At 59.9% G+C, this 16,512-nt stretch carries 17 protein-coding genes; 6 read left to right on the forward strand and 11 right to left on the reverse strand.

Features of this window, described 5'->3' with window-relative positions; genetic code table 11:
- Nucleotides 1–214: 214 nt before the first annotated feature.
- The 6 genes from L4X63_RS05895 (at nt 215) to scpC (ending at nt 8,537) form a co-directional block, all read left to right on the forward strand.
- Complete coding sequence (locus L4X63_RS05895; protein ID WP_250677653.1) at nt 215–2,314, forward strand: methyl-accepting chemotaxis protein; 2,100 nt, start codon at nt 215–217, stop codon at nt 2,312–2,314.
- Nucleotides 2,315–2,459: 145 nt separating this feature from the next.
- The gene (locus tag L4X63_RS05900; RefSeq protein ID WP_250677654.1) at nt 2,460–3,155 is read left to right on the forward strand and encodes a GntR family transcriptional regulator; all 696 of its coding nucleotides are present in this window, start codon (nt 2,460–2,462) and stop codon (nt 3,153–3,155) included.
- Nucleotides 3,156–3,158: 3 nt separating this feature from the next.
- On the forward strand, nt 3,159–4,058 hold the full coding sequence (prpB, locus tag L4X63_RS05905) for a methylisocitrate lyase (protein WP_250677655.1): 900 nt from the start codon (nt 3,159–3,161) through the stop codon (nt 4,056–4,058).
- Nucleotides 4,048–5,505 (forward strand): bifunctional 2-methylcitrate dehydratase/aconitate hydratase, encoded by a 1,458-nt coding sequence (locus tag L4X63_RS05910; protein ID WP_250677656.1) that lies wholly within the window; start codon nt 4,048–4,050, stop codon nt 5,503–5,505. Before prpB ends, L4X63_RS05910 begins: the two co-directional genes overlap by 11 nt.
- A 64-nt stretch (nt 5,506–5,569) precedes the next feature.
- On the forward strand, nt 5,570–6,886 hold the full coding sequence (locus L4X63_RS05915; protein ID WP_250677657.1) for a citrate (Si)-synthase: 1,317 nt from the start codon (nt 5,570–5,572) through the stop codon (nt 6,884–6,886).
- Between the two features lie 55 nt (nt 6,887–6,941).
- Nucleotides 6,942–8,537: a succinyl-CoA:acetate CoA-transferase ScpC gene (gene scpC, locus L4X63_RS05920; RefSeq protein ID WP_250677658.1), complete on the forward strand. Its 1,596-nt coding sequence runs from the start codon at nt 6,942–6,944 to the stop codon at nt 8,535–8,537.
- Nucleotides 8,538–8,584: 47 nt separating this feature from the next.
- Here the strand turns inward: scpC and L4X63_RS05925 are convergent, their stop codons facing one another.
- From L4X63_RS05925 to L4X63_RS05975, 11 genes are all read right to left on the reverse strand, one after another.
- Nucleotides 8,585–9,607: a zinc ribbon domain-containing protein gene (locus L4X63_RS05925; RefSeq protein WP_250677659.1), complete on the reverse strand. Its 1,023-nt coding sequence runs from the start codon at nt 9,605–9,607 to the stop codon at nt 8,585–8,587.
- Between the two features lie 59 nt (nt 9,608–9,666).
- Entirely contained in the window at nt 9,667–10,074 is a 408-nt protein-coding gene (locus L4X63_RS05930) for a type II toxin-antitoxin system VapC family toxin (RefSeq protein WP_250677660.1), read from the reverse strand.
- Nucleotides 10,049–10,288 (reverse strand): AbrB/MazE/SpoVT family DNA-binding domain-containing protein, encoded by a 240-nt coding sequence (locus tag L4X63_RS05935; RefSeq protein WP_250677661.1) that lies wholly within the window; start codon nt 10,286–10,288, stop codon nt 10,049–10,051. Before L4X63_RS05935 ends, L4X63_RS05930 begins: the two co-directional genes overlap by 26 nt.
- Nucleotides 10,289–10,493: 205 nt before the next feature.
- Entirely contained in the window at nt 10,494–11,462 is a 969-nt protein-coding gene (locus L4X63_RS05940; RefSeq protein WP_250677662.1) for a hypothetical protein, read from the reverse strand.
- 26 nt (nt 11,463–11,488) lie between these two features.
- A complete protein-coding gene (locus tag L4X63_RS05945) occupies nt 11,489–11,764 on the reverse strand; it encodes a hypothetical protein (RefSeq protein WP_250677663.1) in 276 nt (91 codons plus the stop codon).
- Nucleotides 11,765–11,849: 85 nt separating this feature from the next.
- Nucleotides 11,850–12,329: a hypothetical protein gene (locus tag L4X63_RS05950; protein ID WP_250677664.1), complete on the reverse strand. Its 480-nt coding sequence runs from the start codon at nt 12,327–12,329 to the stop codon at nt 11,850–11,852.
- Nucleotides 12,330–12,477: 148 nt separating this feature from the next.
- Nucleotides 12,478–12,969, reverse strand: a complete 492-nt coding sequence (locus tag L4X63_RS05955) for a DUF3124 domain-containing protein (protein ID WP_250677665.1) — start codon at nt 12,967–12,969, stop codon at nt 12,478–12,480.
- A gap of 72 nt (nt 12,970–13,041) precedes the next feature.
- A complete protein-coding gene (locus tag L4X63_RS05960; RefSeq protein ID WP_250677666.1) occupies nt 13,042–14,052 on the reverse strand; it encodes a transposase in 1,011 nt (336 codons plus the stop codon).
- Nucleotides 14,053–14,563: 511 nt separating this feature from the next.
- Nucleotides 14,564–15,067 (reverse strand): carboxypeptidase-like regulatory domain-containing protein, encoded by a 504-nt coding sequence (locus tag L4X63_RS05965; RefSeq protein ID WP_250677667.1) that lies wholly within the window; start codon nt 15,065–15,067, stop codon nt 14,564–14,566.
- Nucleotides 15,068–15,215: 148 nt separating this feature from the next.
- Entirely contained in the window at nt 15,216–15,560 is a 345-nt protein-coding gene (locus tag L4X63_RS05970) for a hypothetical protein (protein ID WP_250677668.1), read from the reverse strand.
- A gap of 246 nt (nt 15,561–15,806) precedes the next feature.
- Nucleotides 15,807–16,202, reverse strand: a complete 396-nt coding sequence (locus L4X63_RS05975) for a hypothetical protein (protein WP_250677669.1) — start codon at nt 16,200–16,202, stop codon at nt 15,807–15,809.
- Nucleotides 16,203–16,512 lie beyond the last annotated feature (310 nt).

A 16,512-nucleotide genomic window follows, 5' to 3' on the forward strand; every position in this document is an offset into this window, starting at 1 on the left:
TTGCCGTCAGCAGGAAGTATGGATAAGAGTGCCTCGCCAGGAACAGTACAATCCAGCCAAAAATTAAAGAGGACTATATAGGGATCGATAATCTATGTCAAAGGCCAATGGTGACGAGCTGGCACAGCTGCGTACGCCGGACGTGGCGTTGGAGTAAAATGTGAGAGTGGGAAATTACCCTTCTCTATTGGGGTGTCTCTCCGCGGGAGGACCTATGATTTCGTTCGGAAGCAAAGCAGCGATGACCTATGCCGGTAAGGAGCGTGGCCGGACCGCACCCGGCGGTGCGGAGGCCCGCGAGGATTTGGCGTCAGCCCGGGGATCTCTTTTGGACGCCACCCTGGACCCGCTGATCGCCCTCACCCGGGAGGGAACGATCGCCGACGTCAACGAGGCCGCCGTCAAGGCGACCGGGAGGCCGCGCCAGAGGCTGATCGGGGCCGCCTTCGCCACCCTCTACACGGAACCGGCCCTGGCCGGGGAGCTGTTCCGCCAGGCGTTGCAAAAGGGGGAGGTGAGGGATTATCCCCTCACCATCCGGGGAGCTAACGGCACGCTCACCGAGGTCATCAACAACGCCGCGGCCTACCGCGGTGCGGACGGGGCGGTCGCAGGGGTCGTCGTGACGGCACACGACGTGACGGAGAGCAACCGGGCGGTAAACGAACTGGTGGAAAGTAAACGGTTCCTCGACAACGTACTCCAGAGTTCCACCAAGTACTCCATCATCGGTCAGGACCTGCAACAGCGCATCCTTTCCTGGAACGAGGGAGCCCGGCGCAATTACGGGTATCAGCCGGAGGAGGTCATCGGCAAAGATTCCGCCATGCTGTACGCCCCGGGGGAGATCGAGTCGGGGGCGGTCGACCGGCTGATAACCGAGGCCCACGAAAAGGGGATTGCGGAAGGGGAGTTCACCCGGATCCGCAAGGACGGCTCGCGCTTCGTCGCCAGCGTGGTCCTGACGCGCCGCAACGACTCCGGCGGGCACCCCGTCGGCTATCTCGTGATGAGCCACGACATCACCGACAAGAAACAGACCGAGGAGCGGCTGCATGAGTCCTCGAGGTACGCCAGGAGCCTCATCGAAGCCTCCCTCGATTCGCTGGTCACCGTCAGCCCGCAAGGGACGATCACCGGCGTGAACGAGGCGACCACCAGGATGACCGGTCTCGGCAGGGAAGAGCTGATCGGTACCGACTTCTCGAGCTACTTCACCGACAGCGCGCTGGCGGCCAAGGTGCACCGGGAGGTCTTCGAAAAGGGAGTCGTCCGCGACTATTCCCTCACCATCCGGCACCGGGACGGCACCCTTACCGACGTCCTCTACAACGCCTCGGTCTACCGGGACGACAACGGAAAGGTCCTCGGTGCCTTCGCCGCGGCCCGCGACATCACGGAAAGGAAAAAGGCCGGCGAGGAGCTCGCCAAGTTGAACCAGGCGCTGGAGCAGCGGATTGCCGAGCGGGCCGCGCAGAACCAGGAAATCCTCGAGGCGGCCAGGATCCTGGCGGGATCGTCCAGCGACATCATGGCCTTCATGAGCCAGATCGCGTCCGGGGTGACCGAGACCGCCGTGACGGTGAACGAGACGACGAGCGTCGTGGAGGAGGTCAAGGCGACGGCGCAGTTTTCCAGCGAGAAGGCCCGCAAGGTCGCGGCGGTGACCCAGGAGGCGGTAGCGGTGGCCCAGTCCGGGAGAAAAGCGGTCGACGATTCGCTCGCCGCCATGGGGCGCATCCAGGAGCAGGGCGCCTTGACCGGGGGCGCGATCATGCGGCTCTCCGAGCAGAGCGAGGCGATCGGGGAGATCATCGCCACCGTGCAGGACCTGGCCGAACAGTCGAACCTGCTGGCGGTGAACGCCTCCATCGAGGCGGCCAAGGCGGGCGAGCAGGGGATGGGATTTGCCGTGGTGGCGCAGGAGTTGAAGAGCCTGGCGCAGCAGTCCAAGCACGCGACCATCCAGGTGAGAACCATCCTGAAGGAGATCGAGAAGGCGAGCCAGGAGGCGATCAAGGCGATTGAGCAGGGGAAAGAGGTGGTGAACGCCGGGGTGGTCCAGTCGAAATCGGGAGGGGAGGCGATCGTGCGGCTGGAGGGGATCATCACCGATTCCGCCCAGTCGGGGCAGCAGATCGGGGCCTCCAGCGAGCAGCAGCTGGCCGGCATGGATCACATAGCGCAGGCGATGCAGAACATCAGGCAGGCGAGCACCGACAACGCCAGCGGCATCAAGCAGATCGAGATCTCCCTCCAAAAGCTGAACGAGCTCGGGCAGAAGCTCAAAAGGCTGGTGGAGCAGTACCAGTGAAGGAGCCTTCTCCCTGAAAAGCGTCCGGACCTAGGGGGGGCGCCGGAGGGTGAAATGAAAAAGTGTCGACACTTTTGTGTTGACATAGTCGGCAAACGGCGTATTTTACCGCTCATCGGGTCATATTATCATAAAGGTGTCGACAATGAACAAGGCTCTTACCGAGGAGGAAGCCGCAGCGCTTCCGTTATCCGACCGCGTTTTCGAACAGCTGCAGACGGCGATCGTGAAGGGGACGATCCCGGCCGGGAGCAAGATATCCGAACCGGAGCTGGCCAAGAGTTACGGGATAAGCCGTGGAACACTGCGGGAGGCGCTCAGCAGGCTGGAGGAGCGCTACCTGGTGGTGCGTTCCCCAAACCTGGGGGCCCGGGTGGTGACCCTGTCGTACGAGGAGCTGATCGACATCTACCAGGTCCGTGAGGCACTGGGGGGGATGGCCTGCGGACTGGCGGCGGTCAACATGTCCGACGAGGAGATCGCGGACCTCGGGCGGCTTTTGGACGACCACGAAAAAAGCATTCACGAAGACGAGGGGAGCTCGTACTACCAGCAGGAGGGGGAGTTCGACTTCCACTACCGGATACTGCAGGGGAGCCGCAACGGCAAGGTGATCAGCATTCTTGATGGGGGGTTGTACCAGCTGATGCGGATGTACCGCTACCAGTTCTCCACCTCGACTCCGCGCCCCCTGCAGGCGCTCAAGGAGCATCGCCGGATCGTGGAGGCACTCGCGGAGCGGGACAGCGAGCTCGCGGATCTCTTGATGCGCCGTCACATCAGGGCGGCCCGCAAGAGCATCGAGGAAAGGCGGCAGCAATCCTTGGAACGGAAGGGGTAACCCATGCCGGAAACAACGGTCACGGCAGGAAAGCGGCTCCGGGCGGCCATCGAGGCGGAGAGGTTATTGCCGATCGTCGGCACCGTCAACGCCTACTGCGCCATGCTCGCCCGCGCGGCCGGGCACCGGGCGCTCTACCTCTCCGGGGCCGGCGTCGCCAACGCCTCCTACGGCTATCCCGACCTGGGGATCACCTGCCTGGACGACGTCCTGGAGGATGCCCGCCGGATCACCGGCGCCTGCGACCTCCCGCTGCTGGTGGACATCGACACCGGCTGGGGATCTCCCTTCACCATTGGGCGCGCCGTCCGGGAAATGACCCGCGCCGGTGCCGCCGCCGTCCACATCGAGGACCAGGTAGCCCCCAAGCGCTGCGGCCACCGCGCCAACAAGAGCCTGGTGACCGCTGCCGTGATGGCCGACCGCGTCAAGGCAGCGGTGGATGCCAGGCCGGATGCTTCCTTCGTGATCATGGCCCGCACCGACGCGCTGGCCGGGGAGGGGATCGAGGCCGCCATCGAGAGGGCCTGCCGCTACGTCGAGGCGGGGGCGGACGCGATCTTCGCGGAAGCGGTGACCGATCTCCCCCAGTACCGGAGGATCGCCAATGCGGTGAAGGTCCCGCTCCTCGCCAACATCACCGAGTTCGGCCGGACACCGCTCTTCACGGCGGAAGAGCTCGCCGGCGCGGGGGTGAGGATGGCGCTGTATCCCCTCACCGCGTTCCGGGCCATGAGCAAGGTGGCCGAGCTGGTCTACGAGACCATCCTGCACGCGGGGACCCAGCGCGATCTCCTCGGGATGATGCAGTCGCGGGAGGATCTTTACCGCATCCTCAACTACCGCGAGTACGAGGAGAGGCTGGACCGGTTGGGGAAGGAGGGGGGAAACGATGAGCAGTGAGGAAACCGCCGCGACCGCCCACGCCAATGTACGCCCCGGGCCCGATCCGGAAATGGTGGAGATCGCCCGCTACGTCAAGGAGACCCCCATCGTCAGCGAGGAAGCGTACGCGACCGCGGCCTTGAGCCTCATGGACGCCATGGGGTGCGCCATCCTCGCCACCCGTTTTCCCGAATGCATGAACCTCCTCGGACCGCTGGTGCCGGGAACGGTGGTGCCGTGCGGAGCCCGGGTGCCCGGGACGGGGTTCGAACTGGACCCGGTGACGGCAGCCTTCAACATCGGCACCGTGATCCGCTGGCTCGACTACAACGACACCTGGCTCGCCGCGGAGTGGGGGCATCCCTCGGACAACCTCGGCGGCATCCTGGCGGTGGCCGATCATATAAGCAGGAAGAGGGCCGCCCAGGGAGAGGCGCCGCTTACCATGCGCGATGTGCTGACCGCCATGATCAAGGCCCACGAGATCCAGGGTTGTCTCGCGCTGGAAAACAGTTTCAATGCCGTGGGGCTCGACCATGTGGTGCTGGTCAAGGTGGCGACTGCCGCGGTGGTGACGGATCTCCTGGGAGGCTCGCTAAGCCAGGTGATCGATGCGGTCTCCCAGGCGTGGGTGGACGGGCAGAGCCTCAGGACCTACCGGCAGGCGCCCAACACCGGCTCCCGCAAGTCGTGGGCCGGGGGGGACGCCACCAGCCGCGGCGTGTGGCTCGCGCAGATGACCATGCGGGGCGAGATGGGGTATCCAAGCGCGCTCTCGGCACCGGGATGGGGATTCTACGACGTCTCCTTCCGGGGAGAACGGTTCCGCTTTCAGCGCCCGTACGGAAGCTACGTGATGGAGAACGTCCTTTTCAAGGTGGCGTACCCCGCCGAGTTCCATGCCCAGACCGCGCTGGAGGCGGCCGTCAGGCTGCACCCGCAGGCGGCGGGGCGGCTGCCGGAGATCGAGCGGGTGGAGATCCGGACCCATCGTGCCGCCATCCGGATCATCAGCAAGACCGGGGAGCTGCACAATCCCGCCGACCGCGACCACTGCCTCCAGTACATCGCCGCCGTGGGCCTCATCTTCGGGGGGCTGACCGCCTCCGATTACCAGGATAAAAGGGCCGCCGACCCCCGCATCGGCGAGCTGCGGGAGAAGATGGAGGTCGTCGAAGAGCAAAGGTACAGCCTCGACTACCTCGATCCCGGTAAGCGCTCGATCGCCAGCTCGCTCCAGCTCTTTTACCGGGACGGCAGCCGCAGCGAAAAGGTGGAGGTCGAGTACCCCCTCGGGCACCGGCGCCGCCGGCCGGAAGCCTTGCCGCACCTCTTCGAGAAACTCGGGGACAACCTCGCCTCGCTCCCGGAAGGGAAGGCGTCGCGCATCCTGGCGCTCGGCCACGACCGGCAACGCCTGGAGGCCACCCCCGTTAACGGCTTCATGTCGCTTTTCACCGTTTGACCTGCTGCAGAAATCGCAAGCGCTTGCACTCCTCCGCAGCTTAATCCCACACAAGGAGACGAACATGGCTCTAAAGGAAGCCGTCAGGCGGAAGCTTGACGAGTTCAGGCCGAGGATTGCCCGGCTTACGAAGGAACACGGCAAGGTAAAGATCGACGAGGTAACTATCGAACAGTGCATCGGCGGGGCGCGGGACATCCGCTGCCTGGTGACCGACATATCCTATCTCGACCCGCAGGAAGGGATCCGTTTCCGCGGGAAAACCATCCCGGAAACCTTCGCCTCCCTCCCCAAGGCGCCGGGCTCGGAGTACCCGGCGGTGGAATCGTTCTGGTACTTCCTGCTGACCGGGGAAGTTCCCACCCAGGCCCAGGTGGACGAGGTGCTGGCGGACTGGAAGCAACGCCAGGAGGTGCCGGCCTACGTCTTCGAAATCATCCGCGCCATGCCGCGCGACAGCCACCCGATGACCATGCTTTCCACCGGCATCGGCGCCATGCAGCGGGAGTCGAAGTTCGCGGCCTACTACGCTTCGGGAAGCTTCCACAAGCTGAACGCCTGGGAGTACGTCTACGAGGACGCCTGCGACATCGTGGCGCGCATCCCGGTGCTGGCCGCCTTCATCTACAACCTGAAGTACCGCGGCGACGTCCAGCGGCCGATCGACCCGGCCCTCGACATGGGAGCGAACTTCGCCCAGATGATCGGCCAGGGAAAGGAGTACATGGACGTGGCCCGCATGTACTTCATCCTCCACTCCGACCACGAGTCCGGTAACGTCTCGGCGCACACCACCCACCTCGTGCACTCGGCGCTCTCCGACCCGTATCTCTCCTACGCCGCCGGTCTCAACGGCCTGGCAGGCCCGCTCCACGGCCGCGCCAACCAGGAGGTGCTCGACTGGACCCTGAAGTTCCAGGAGAAGTACCTGGGCGGAGAGGAGCCGACCCGGGAGCTCATCACCAAGGCCCTCTGGGACACCCTCAATTCCGGCCAGGTCATCCCCGGCTACGGGCACGCGGTGCTCAGGAAGACCGACCCGCGCTACACCTCGCAGCGGGAATTCTGCCAGAAGCACCTTCCCGGCGACCCGCTCTTCAAGCTCGTCTCCATGATCTTCGAGGTGGCGCCGGGAGTCCTCACCGAGCACGGCAAGACCAAGAACCCCTGGCCCAACGTGGACGCCCAGTCGGGAGTCATCCAGTGGCACTACGGCGTCAAGGAGTGGGATTTTTACACCGTGCTCTTCGGGGTAGGGCGCGCGCTCGGGTGCATGGCCAACCTCACCTGGGACCGCGGACTCGGGTACGCGATCGAACGGCCGAAATCGGTCACCACCGGCATGCTGGAGCAGTGGGCCGCGGAAGGCGGCCGCCGGTAGGGCTTTTTTTTAACCTGCCGCCGTATACGGCGAAATAGAACAAGGAGGATTTACCATGTCGGAATATGGAACCCTGCAGGACCGCGTCCGCTGCAAGCAGCTCTTGAGCAAGGTGATGACCGCGGAACAGACCATTCCCTTCTTCTCCCCGGGGATGAACCTCGGCTGGTCGGGCTTCACCCCGGCCGGCTACCCGAAGGCGGTACCGATCGCCCTGGCCGACCACGTCGAGAAGAACCATCTCCAGGGGAAGATGCGTTTCAACCTCTTCACCGGCGCCTCGGTAGGGGCCGAGACCGAGGACCGCTGGGCGAGCCTCGATATGCTGGACCGCCGCTGGCCCTACCAGACCGGCAAGAACATCGCCGCCGGCATCAACGAGGGGAGGATCCGCATGGGTGACAAGCACCTCTCCCTCTTTGCCCAGGACCTCGGCTACGGCTTCTACACCAAGGAAACCGAGACCGGCAAGCTGGACATCGCCATCATCGAGGTCTCCGCCATCACCGAGGACGGCGGGCTCGTCCCGACCTCGTCGTGCGGCGTCATACCGGAAATCCTGATGATGTGCGACAAGGTCATCGTCGAGGTGAACGTGGGTCAGCCTTCCTTCGAGGGGATGCACGACAACATCTCCTGCCTCAATCCCCCCAACCGGCAGATTCTCGGCATCACCAGGGCCGACTCCAGGATCGGGACCACCGCCGTCCCATGCGACCCCGCGAAGATCGTGGCGGTGGTGGAGTCCCGGTACCGGGACAACGGGAGGGCCTTCTCCGAGCAGGACGAGACCTCCGAGGCGATCGCCCGCAACATCATCGACTTCTTCTCCCACGAGGTGAAGGCGGGGCGCCTTCCGAAGAACCTCCTCCCGCTGCAGTCCGGCGTCGGCTCCATCGCCAACGCAGTCATCGGCGGGCTCGCCAAGGGGCCCTTCGCCGACCTCACCGTCTATACCGAGGTGCTGCAGGACACCATGCTCGACCTGATCGATTCCGGAAAGCTCAACTGCGCCTCCTCCTGCTCGCTGTCGCTCTCCAAGGACGAAGGCTTTCCCCGCTTCTTTGGGGACATGGACAAGTACGCGAAAAAGATCCTGCTCCGGCCGCTCTCCATCTCCAATGCCCCGGAACCGATCCGGCGCCTGGGGGTGATCGCCATGAACACCCCGGTGGAGATCGACATCTACGCCCACGCCAACTCGACGCTGGTGGGGGGGACCCGCATGATCAACGGGATCGGGGGCTCCGGCGACTTCTTGCGCAACGGCTTTCTGAAGATCATGCACACCCCGTCCTCCCGCCCGAGCAAGACCGACCCGACCGGTATCACCTGCGTGGTGCCGCACTGCTCGCACATCGACCACACCGAGCACGACCTCGACTGCGTGGTGACCGAGCAGGGGCTCGCCGACCTCAGGGGGCTTGCCCCCAAGGAACGCGCCAAGAAGATCATCGAGAAGTGCGCCCATCCCGAGTACAAGCCGATCCTCACCGAGTACCTGGAGATGGCGAGCAAGGATTGCCTCGCCCGCAAGGTCGGCCACGAGCCGCAGCTGTGGGACCGTGCCTTCAAGATGCAGCTTAACCTGGCCCAGAACGGGACCATGAAGATCAAAAACTGGGATATCAAGATCGATCTCTGCGAATAGGAACAACTCGCCCCGGTGGCACAATTCCGGTGCCACCGGGGCGGTTGTTACTGGATCCGCTGCATCTCGATGAGGTAGGTGGCGAGGCCGCAACCAATGGAAGCCACCACGAAGAAGGTGGCCAGGTAAAGCAGTTTGATGCGGGATGCCGACATCACCTCCCGCAGGGCCGGGTCCCAGGGAGACACCTTGTACCTGCCACCGGGGACGTAGCCGGTGGCGTACATGAGCCCAAGTCCCGCCACGAAAAAGACCGCCGTGGCTTTTGCCGCCAGCGCGGACCAGTCCCAGTACTTGGAAACACCCTTGGATTGGATGTCAGCAAGTACCTCCACCTGGTGCTTCCGGAAATCGGCCGAGGTCAGGGGGGTGGCGCCGCGGAAGGCGGTCTCACCCCAGGCGGCAATCGGGATGGGGGAGCTGGCGAAGTTGATGCCGGGCCATTGCGGCAGGTCGCGGTTCTCCTGGGGAAGGCCACGGGCCCCCTGGGGGAGGTAGCAGGTTGTGTCGGTGTCGAAGAAATCGAAAAGAGTCGCTCTGAGGAACAGGAAATGCGGGGTCCTTGGCAACCGCAGCATCCCCGAGCGATCGGTATAGGTATAGAAGGTCAGCGTCTTGGTCGTTTCCCCGCCGTTGCTCCCATCTCCCCAGTAAAACCGCTCCCTTTTCCGGAAACCGACCTTGACCACGACTGGCAGGCCGGCGGCGGGCTCTCCGGCGATCCGTTCGCCGGTGAAGGTCCAGTTCTTGACGACGGGAACCGCCGCTTTCGGGAGTTGCCAGACGTATAAGCGGCCGGCGAAGACGTAGAAGGCGACGTACAGGGCCAGCGGCAGGAAAAGCCGGTGTTTCAGGCGGCGGCGGCTCGAGGCTTCGCCCGGCAACACGCTTGCCGTGCCCGGTTGCGGCGGGCGGGGAACGGACGGGGTGTCGCCGGTCGGGGAGGACAAAGGGAAATGGGCGCCGCATTGAGGACAATGAACGGATGCTGACGCCTTGGGGATGCTGTCCGGTTTGACGCTACGTTTGTAGTCGCAAAGCGGGCAGCGGACTACCACCATCTCTTCCATGCTGTTTCCTTACCGCCGGTGCCGCCTGCCCCGTCCGCTTCTACGGTGGTTGACTGCCATTAGCTCGCGGCCGTCTGTTTAATGACCCTTTTGAGTTCTTTGTCGAATGTCATGACGCGATGCCCGGCCAGAGCCGATTGAGCCGCGAGAATGCAATCGACTGGGTCGAGTGGTGTTTCAGCGAACAGACGGAGCGATTTTACCAGAACGGCTTTGTCAGGGTTGGCAACGCCCTTGTATTGGAGAAGAGCGGTGAGATTGGAGGATGCTGCGGTGCGGGGGACTCCGTAATACTTCGTTAGGATGTAAAGGCACTCAACTAGAACAAACTCGGCAATCAGGGCGGCAGTTTTACCACTGCGAACATCTTCGAAGAAGGTCTCCGCCTCCCGAAACTGGTCCTCGATGTCGCGCAAAAGGTAGCGAAGGATGAAGTTGGTGTCAGGGAGTGCCGCCAGCTTTCTCATCCGCTACCTCCTTCCACACGTTCGCCCGTACCGAAGCAAAGTCGTCCTTTCCTTTGGCGTACTCCGCCAGCGCTCCAGCCACACTTCTCACTGGCCGCAGGATGACCGAGTCTCCCTGGATCTCGACCTCGACAGTGTTTGTCTTCAGCGCCATCCTCGCCGCACGCGGAATGGTGATCTGGCCTTTAGAAGTGATCTTTGCGGTAATTGACATCGCGCGTCTCCTTACAATTTTTACAACCATTACCGCTTAGAATTGTAAGTTATTGAATCATTCGCGTCAACGGCTCAAATGTAAGGCGTAAACGAAGGGTTTGGCAATGCTCAACCACCCAGGGGGCGAAAGACCTGCCGATACCAACATAGGTTCCGGTCCGCCCGTCCGCCGAAAGGGACCTCTCCCGAGGCTCGCATCAACGTTATCTTTGGGTGGTATTTAGCGCTCCTGGGACCCCAGCATTACTGCCGCTGCTCGTTATCGAAGAGAAGGAGACGAACTTCCACTGTTGCTTGTCGTAGCCAAAGACCGCTTCGACTTCTTCTGCCGAGGATGGGTCGGCGGATTTCGGGTCGACACTGGTAAAGAGAACCGTAGCGGTCCGTATTTTGGTATCGATTTCCGGGACACCTTTGCCGAAGGTGACCCGTTTCGCGTCGAAGTAGGGGTAACACTGACCCCGCAACTCTTGTACGACAGCGCCCGCCCCGGAGATATTGACGGCTTGATCGAAGTACGGCCGGGCCTTTGGCAGCATCATGTCACGGTACTCTGTGAGCCCCCCGCTGCAGTACACCTTCAGCACACCTTTCAGCGCATGGATGACGACTCTCTCCTGTTTACCGAACAGTTTCAAGTCGGTACGGTTGACAGGCCTATCGTCCGCATCCCGTTTGTGCGAGGGTTTCTTTGTTCCCGCTCTTTTCTTTCCCGGAACCTTCGATTTGTCGTCGCTGAAAACCACCGTCCCGTTTTCGTCCACTCCCGAAAAGGTGGCATCCTTGTCAGGGGGCTGCCCATCAGTTTGATCAGTCACCGGTTCCCGTTCAGAAGTCATTGGAGGCGCCTGGGCGGGTGCCCGCCATCCCGTTTGGCTGGTATGCGAGAATCCAGGGACGAAATAGATACGTGGAAAGGTCCTGTTCAAGGACTTACTGCTGAAGTTGAACATGGGCGGGGAGTCAGGAAAGGAGATTTCCTCTCCAACCGAAAGAGGCGTTTGCATTGCCGCAGCCCAAAGGTCCGTCCCTCCTTCCCTGCACCGCACATAGGTGTACCCTCCGTTATCGAAGTGCTCCTTAACGGTGCAGTAATGGGTTTCGCCTGCTGCCATCCCCTGGCATAACCCCACAATGGCCATCGTACTCAGAACCAAGGTCCCGTATCTCATCAAACCTCCGAACTACTAAGTAAAACCTACCTAACCTCTTTCAAAATCAGTTTCCCTTCTCCGTGCCCCGATAATGCTATGAACCGGCGAAATTCGTAGGTTTCCAAGGTGTCACCATCATGCAGAGGACGGGTCAAAATCCAAAGGTCCTGATTTTTCCATGCCGCCGACATCAGTTTTTGACCGGCAGGAAGCGTTTGCGTCTCTGTGTTATCACGTATGAGGCTCTGGTAAGTTGACGTACAGCCGGTAATAAGAGCGATGCTGCAGACTATGAAAGCCGCCTTGATCCTGTTGCTCATGTCCTCCTCCTTATACACTTTCTGTATTTAGACTCCAACTCTTCAATCTCAATAGCTCCCGCCGCCCCAGCCCCTGGTACATGAGCTATGGAATAACTAATTTATAGATATTGCCTTTGTCATCCTTGGCAACCCCGGTGCTTAGCCAAGGTTTGGCGCCATTAAATTCAAGCTGGATAACAGTTCCCTGGGACCCGGTGATGATGCTCCTGTTATGGCTAAGTGACCCTAGCACAGTCGATAAATAGTATCCGTCTCCGTAAACAGCATCCCAGGCCAAGTTGATGTCGGTTTCTCTGAGTTGAGCAAGTTTCTCTGGATTTGCGTTGATGTAGAGATTACGCGACCATTGTCCACTGAAGGTCTCTCCATTAGGGAGGGAAAAGGATATTAATCCTATGTCGTTCAAATTGCTTCTAACAGAAACCGGGATGACGGGGATGGGTTTTCCCGTGGATATCGGTCCTCTAACCGGAAATAGATAGGATGTTGTGTATGCAATTGGCGGGGTGCACCCCCATAGCATGAAGATCGTAAGGATTCCAACAAATCGAGAAACCGTCATAATCACCTCCTATAATTTGTTATCCAGTGATCGTACATCTGCCCTGTATTCATCGATTCTCGGTACCGCATACGTTACAAACGGCCACAGCCTTCACCCTTTCCCATAATTCCGGTTCCAGACCCTATGTCAGCCGCGGGGGGCAGATTCATTCCTTGATCTCCTGGCCGGGGCTCACGAAGGAAATCCCCTGGCCGCTGGTCGCCCCGATCATGACGCACTCGATGATGGGAGCGTTGACGACCCTATTGGCATCCCATCGTACGATGAAGTTGGCGCCGAAGCCTCCGCCTACATCCTTTTCTTCGATATGGACGTAGGTGGAGGCTAGAGGCCCCAGGGAAAGGGGCTTTTCCAGGTAGCGGCGGAGGAGTTTCCCCCTGGTGTCGAAGTACTCTATTGAGACCACCCGTAGCGGCGCGGTGGGGTCGGTGTTCCTTATGCTCAGGGTGGCTGCCAGCTGGAAGGGGCGTCTTTTCGGCCCGCTGAAGACGTTGGAGTAGACCGGCACGTAGACCGTTTGCCCCTTGGACAGGCTTATTCCGGAGGCTGCACTCCAGCCGGTGGTAGGAGTGGCAACGAGTGCTGAAGCAGCCAAGGCAATGATGACGGCGAATTGAGCGACCCATCTTTTCTTCACGCAAACCTCCTCTTGTGACAGGGTTGTCCCCCAGTCCCGTGTTCGGTGTGCCCGGCCGGTAGGTGGTGCGGTCTACCGCCGCAGGCGGTAGAGGCGATAGTCGTTGCTAAGCAGGGCTTCTCCCGCCAGGGCTCCGGCACAGATGGTCGAGTGGGCGACACCCAATTCGGCGGCTACCACCTTGCCCGGGTGACCGTTCCGTATGTACGCCAGGTAACAGACTACGCTGCGTGCCATCCGGACCTCGGGAAGCCGGCTCGGTACTCGCACCTGCTCCGGGCTCAGCCCGAGCGCCGCGGCTACCTTCTCGACCACTTCCGATACCGAAACCACCGCGCGTTTGGGAGCGAAGAGGTTCGCCGCCCTCCCGCGCACTTGCGCCCGGCTCCACTCTTGCGCTTCCTCTAATTCCTGGACGAAGGCGCTGGTACCCAGCACGCGCCCGTCGCACCGGGTTGGATGCGCCTCGACACCTAGCCTTCGCACCCGCAGCTTTCCTCCCCCGGCCAGCTCCCGCCGCTCGCCTTGCCCCACGCCAGCCTTCATGAACCGGCGGTACGCCAGGAGGCAGCGGACCTTTGTCGTGCCGAAACTCTTCAGCACCTCGCCCACGCTTTGCCATCCCAGCACCGACGAACCGATGATCGCGCCGTGGCCGCACCATGGGTGGCTCTCGAGATCCTTGTACTTCGCCACCTCACCCGAGCGCAACGGGTGGAGGTGAAGGTAGCGGACCAACTCCTTGAGGACGGTGTTGTCCTCGCAGGCCACCGACTTGTAGCGCCCGCGGAACAGGCGCCCGCGCCGACCGTGCCGCTTGTTGAAGCCACGGGCATAGCCCACCAGGAGCGGCAGCATCAAGGTGGTGAGCCTTTGCCTGGTCGGGCGCAGCAGCAGGTGGAAGTGGTCGGGCAGCAGGACCCAGGCGAGGCACTGGGTCTCCGTCCGGGCGAGGAGAGGTTCCAGCATCCTGAGAAAGATGTCACGGTCGGTATCGTCCTCGAAGAGCCGTTGGCCCGGGACGGCTTTGACGATGACGTGCTGGAGAAGTTCGACCTGGTCTATGCGAGCGAGGGTAGGCATGCCGGAAGTCTACCAGCCCCCCCCTCGCCGGCAACCGAAAGGTGTACCCGTTTAGACGGTCCTGAAGGGGTAGGTCCCCACCCCTCATGGATCTGCCGATCTCTTGGCGATGAAGAAATACCATGTAATTCCGGATAAATAGCCGCAGCACCGCCATTTGATGCCGCTCCGAGGGGGCGCCTGTGGGGGCTGATGGTTTTTCCGGTAAAACCCTGCAATTCAGAGACCTTAAGCCATTTCTAACCGCTTTTGGCCCAAATGTGCATTTTCTTGCCTCAGCAAACAAGGCAAACAAGGGGACGCCTATGCGTTCCATGCGTTTCTCGCCGCAGGCGGTCCTCGTTCTCCTCTCGCGATCCTCTCAATCGGGCAAACGCATGAATTGCATAGGCCTCCCCCTCGGCTACCCCTGATAACGGCAGGTTGAGTTTTCCTGACTTAACAAGGCTTCTTCCCAGTAAGTCAACGAAGTAACCAGCGTCCCCTTTTCTCTTTCGGCTTTGCTACTTACTCAAAAAGCAGCCTGGTACTGTATGTTAATATCCAAATTAACCACGGCCCCCGGGACGACTTGCACTGGATTGACAAGGCCATAACCACCAAAACGATTTATGTAGTAGTTTGAGCCTTCTTTGATAATGACGCTGTAGACTCCTGGCGGAAGACTCATTTCATAAAAACCTGATGCATCCGATGATGTTTTTCCTACGAGTTCGCCTGGGATTTGAGTTAAAAACGGTCCTGACCAAAATGGATCGATATCTCGGATTGTGATTACCTTGTATGCTAGAACCTCACGTTGCACCGGTGAGATAGAAGAGTGTTTTTCTGAGTCAAAAGGCTGAAAATCCCCCTTCCAGAATCTGACGACACCAAATATTCCTTGGTTTATTGTGAGTTTTGGCGTGGTCGCCAGTGGGGTCTCCCCGCATGCATCGATTGCGACCGTAACAAAAAGGACAATTAGGAGGACAAATTTTAATACGGAACTGAGACGCCATTTTCTCAAGTCCATGATTACATTCTCCTTAAGTAGTACAACGATTGTGGTGCTCTGGGGGACGCTGGTTACTTGGTTGAGTTCCTGACTTTGACAAGGCTTCTTCCCAGTAAGTCAACGAAGTAACCAGCGTCCCCTTTTCTTTTCCCTCTTGGGGGTAACGCTAGATCTGCGGTGCAACCAGGTGGCTGATGAAGGGATTGACTGCAATGGCAACCTCCTGGTGGATGACCACCGGATCGGAGATGAGCCTGTACTGTGCATCTTCAGGGTAGGTTACGGCGATATGAGGTGCTTCCCCGGCAAATGCCCGGATGGCAGACCAAGACTGCCAGTAAGTGCAGAGAAAGAAGTGAGCGTACAGGCCTTGGTTAACACGATGCACGTACGCGCCTGCGTTTCCAGTGATTAAACGAGATTCACGGACACCGGTTCTTTCAAGGTGTTGTTCGAATTGGTCACCCAACTGGATCGGCACTGTGCCATGCCACGTCCGCGAAATAATCATTGCATTCCTCTGGTTGATCTACCCTGATACGTTCGCCAACGGCGGCGTGACCTGCGGAGCACTAAACATTCAATCCACCCATTCCAAGTCGCAAGTGCTGCGGAGCCAGGTTCACGCATTTTGTTGGAGTCTGCCTTCTCCCGTTACCAATTTGTCAATGCCTGGCCCCATCATTGTTCAAAAGGTAGTGGCCCCTTGAACGGTTAGTGTTAATGATCTTCTAATACTCCTGAGGTGGAGGTATTGTCACATTTTTCCAGCTTGGGGTTGGAAGACGAGTACCTTGTAAGGCTTTTTGGAAACATTCATCACTTCAATTTTGATAGTGCCTTTTATTGGATCAAATTTGAGTCCACCGTAATATGTTAAAATAGATTTGCTGGTTCCAACCTGCTTCATTTGGATGGGATATTGACCTTTTTGCATTTTCTCCCAATCATCCTGTTTCATCTCAGATTGTATCCAGATTTCTTTAGTCTCAGTAGATTTTATGGTGACGACTTGTTTTTGGCTAGGCTGTAATTTGAGGTCTGCGATGACTATGTCATTGGTCCCAATCCTATACCACTTTTTGTCAGCTGCATTTACCAGGCAGGGCATTAGGGCTAACATCAAAAACAAATGTAGGCTAAGTTTTTTCATTATCATCTCCTCTACAACAAGTTATTGACCGGAAATTGTTGATATCCGCTCGAGCGAGACGCTCGGGTAAAAGTGGGGGCCATCGACTGTTGACGCAACCGGCTGATATGCCACACTCGTGAGGTGGTGAAAAGCCGGGCGCTTGACTCTAGTGCGTTACACTTACCTAAAAAAATTAATGGGGACTATATATAGATTCGGGATGCTTGTCAAAGGGGAACCTATGGCCGACGCCACTCAAGGCATAATTTTAGGTTCAGTACATTTGATTCATATCATGAAGAGTGCCTGTAATGGTTGGGGCGCTATC

This window comes from Geomonas sp. Red32 (assembly GCF_023652955.1).
Taxonomy (GTDB): domain Bacteria; phylum Desulfobacterota; class Desulfuromonadia; order Geobacterales; family Geobacteraceae; genus Geomonas.

What these genes read in the sequence shown, in the direction of transcription:
- L4X63_RS05895 (WP_250677653.1), top strand. Translation starts at nt 215, where the DNA reads ATGATTTCGTTCGGAAGCAAAGCAGCGATGACCTATGCCGGTAAGGAG.
- L4X63_RS05900 (WP_250677654.1), top strand. Translation starts at nt 2,460, where the DNA reads ATGAACAAGGCTCTTACCGAGGAGGAAGCCGCAGCGCTTCCGTTATCC.
- prpB (WP_250677655.1), top strand. Translation starts at nt 3,159, where the DNA reads ATGCCGGAAACAACGGTCACGGCAGGAAAGCGGCTCCGGGCGGCCATC.
- L4X63_RS05910 (WP_250677656.1), top strand. Translation starts at nt 4,048, where the DNA reads ATGAGCAGTGAGGAAACCGCCGCGACCGCCCACGCCAATGTACGCCCC.
- L4X63_RS05915 (WP_250677657.1), top strand. Translation starts at nt 5,570, where the DNA reads ATGGCTCTAAAGGAAGCCGTCAGGCGGAAGCTTGACGAGTTCAGGCCG.
- scpC (WP_250677658.1), top strand. Translation starts at nt 6,942, where the DNA reads ATGTCGGAATATGGAACCCTGCAGGACCGCGTCCGCTGCAAGCAGCTC.
- L4X63_RS05925 (WP_250677659.1), bottom strand. Translation starts at nt 9,607, where the DNA reads ATGGAAGAGATGGTGGTAGTCCGCTGCCCGCTTTGCGACTACAAACGT.
- L4X63_RS05930 (WP_250677660.1), bottom strand. Translation starts at nt 10,074, where the DNA reads ATGAGAAAGCTGGCGGCACTCCCTGACACCAACTTCATCCTTCGCTAC.
- L4X63_RS05935 (WP_250677661.1), bottom strand. Translation starts at nt 10,288, where the DNA reads ATGTCAATTACCGCAAAGATCACTTCTAAAGGCCAGATCACCATTCCG.
- L4X63_RS05940 (WP_250677662.1), bottom strand. Translation starts at nt 11,462, where the DNA reads ATGAGATACGGGACCTTGGTTCTGAGTACGATGGCCATTGTGGGGTTA.
- L4X63_RS05945 (WP_250677663.1), bottom strand. Translation starts at nt 11,764, where the DNA reads ATGAGCAACAGGATCAAGGCGGCTTTCATAGTCTGCAGCATCGCTCTT.
- L4X63_RS05950 (WP_250677664.1), bottom strand. Translation starts at nt 12,329, where the DNA reads ATGACGGTTTCTCGATTTGTTGGAATCCTTACGATCTTCATGCTATGG.
- L4X63_RS05960 (WP_250677666.1), bottom strand. Translation starts at nt 14,052, where the DNA reads ATGCCTACCCTCGCTCGCATAGACCAGGTCGAACTTCTCCAGCACGTC.
- L4X63_RS05965 (WP_250677667.1), bottom strand. Translation starts at nt 15,067, where the DNA reads ATGGACTTGAGAAAATGGCGTCTCAGTTCCGTATTAAAATTTGTCCTC.
- L4X63_RS05970 (WP_250677668.1), bottom strand. Translation starts at nt 15,560, where the DNA reads ATGATTATTTCGCGGACGTGGCATGGCACAGTGCCGATCCAGTTGGGT.
- L4X63_RS05975 (WP_250677669.1), bottom strand. Translation starts at nt 16,202, where the DNA reads ATGAAAAAACTTAGCCTACATTTGTTTTTGATGTTAGCCCTAATGCCC.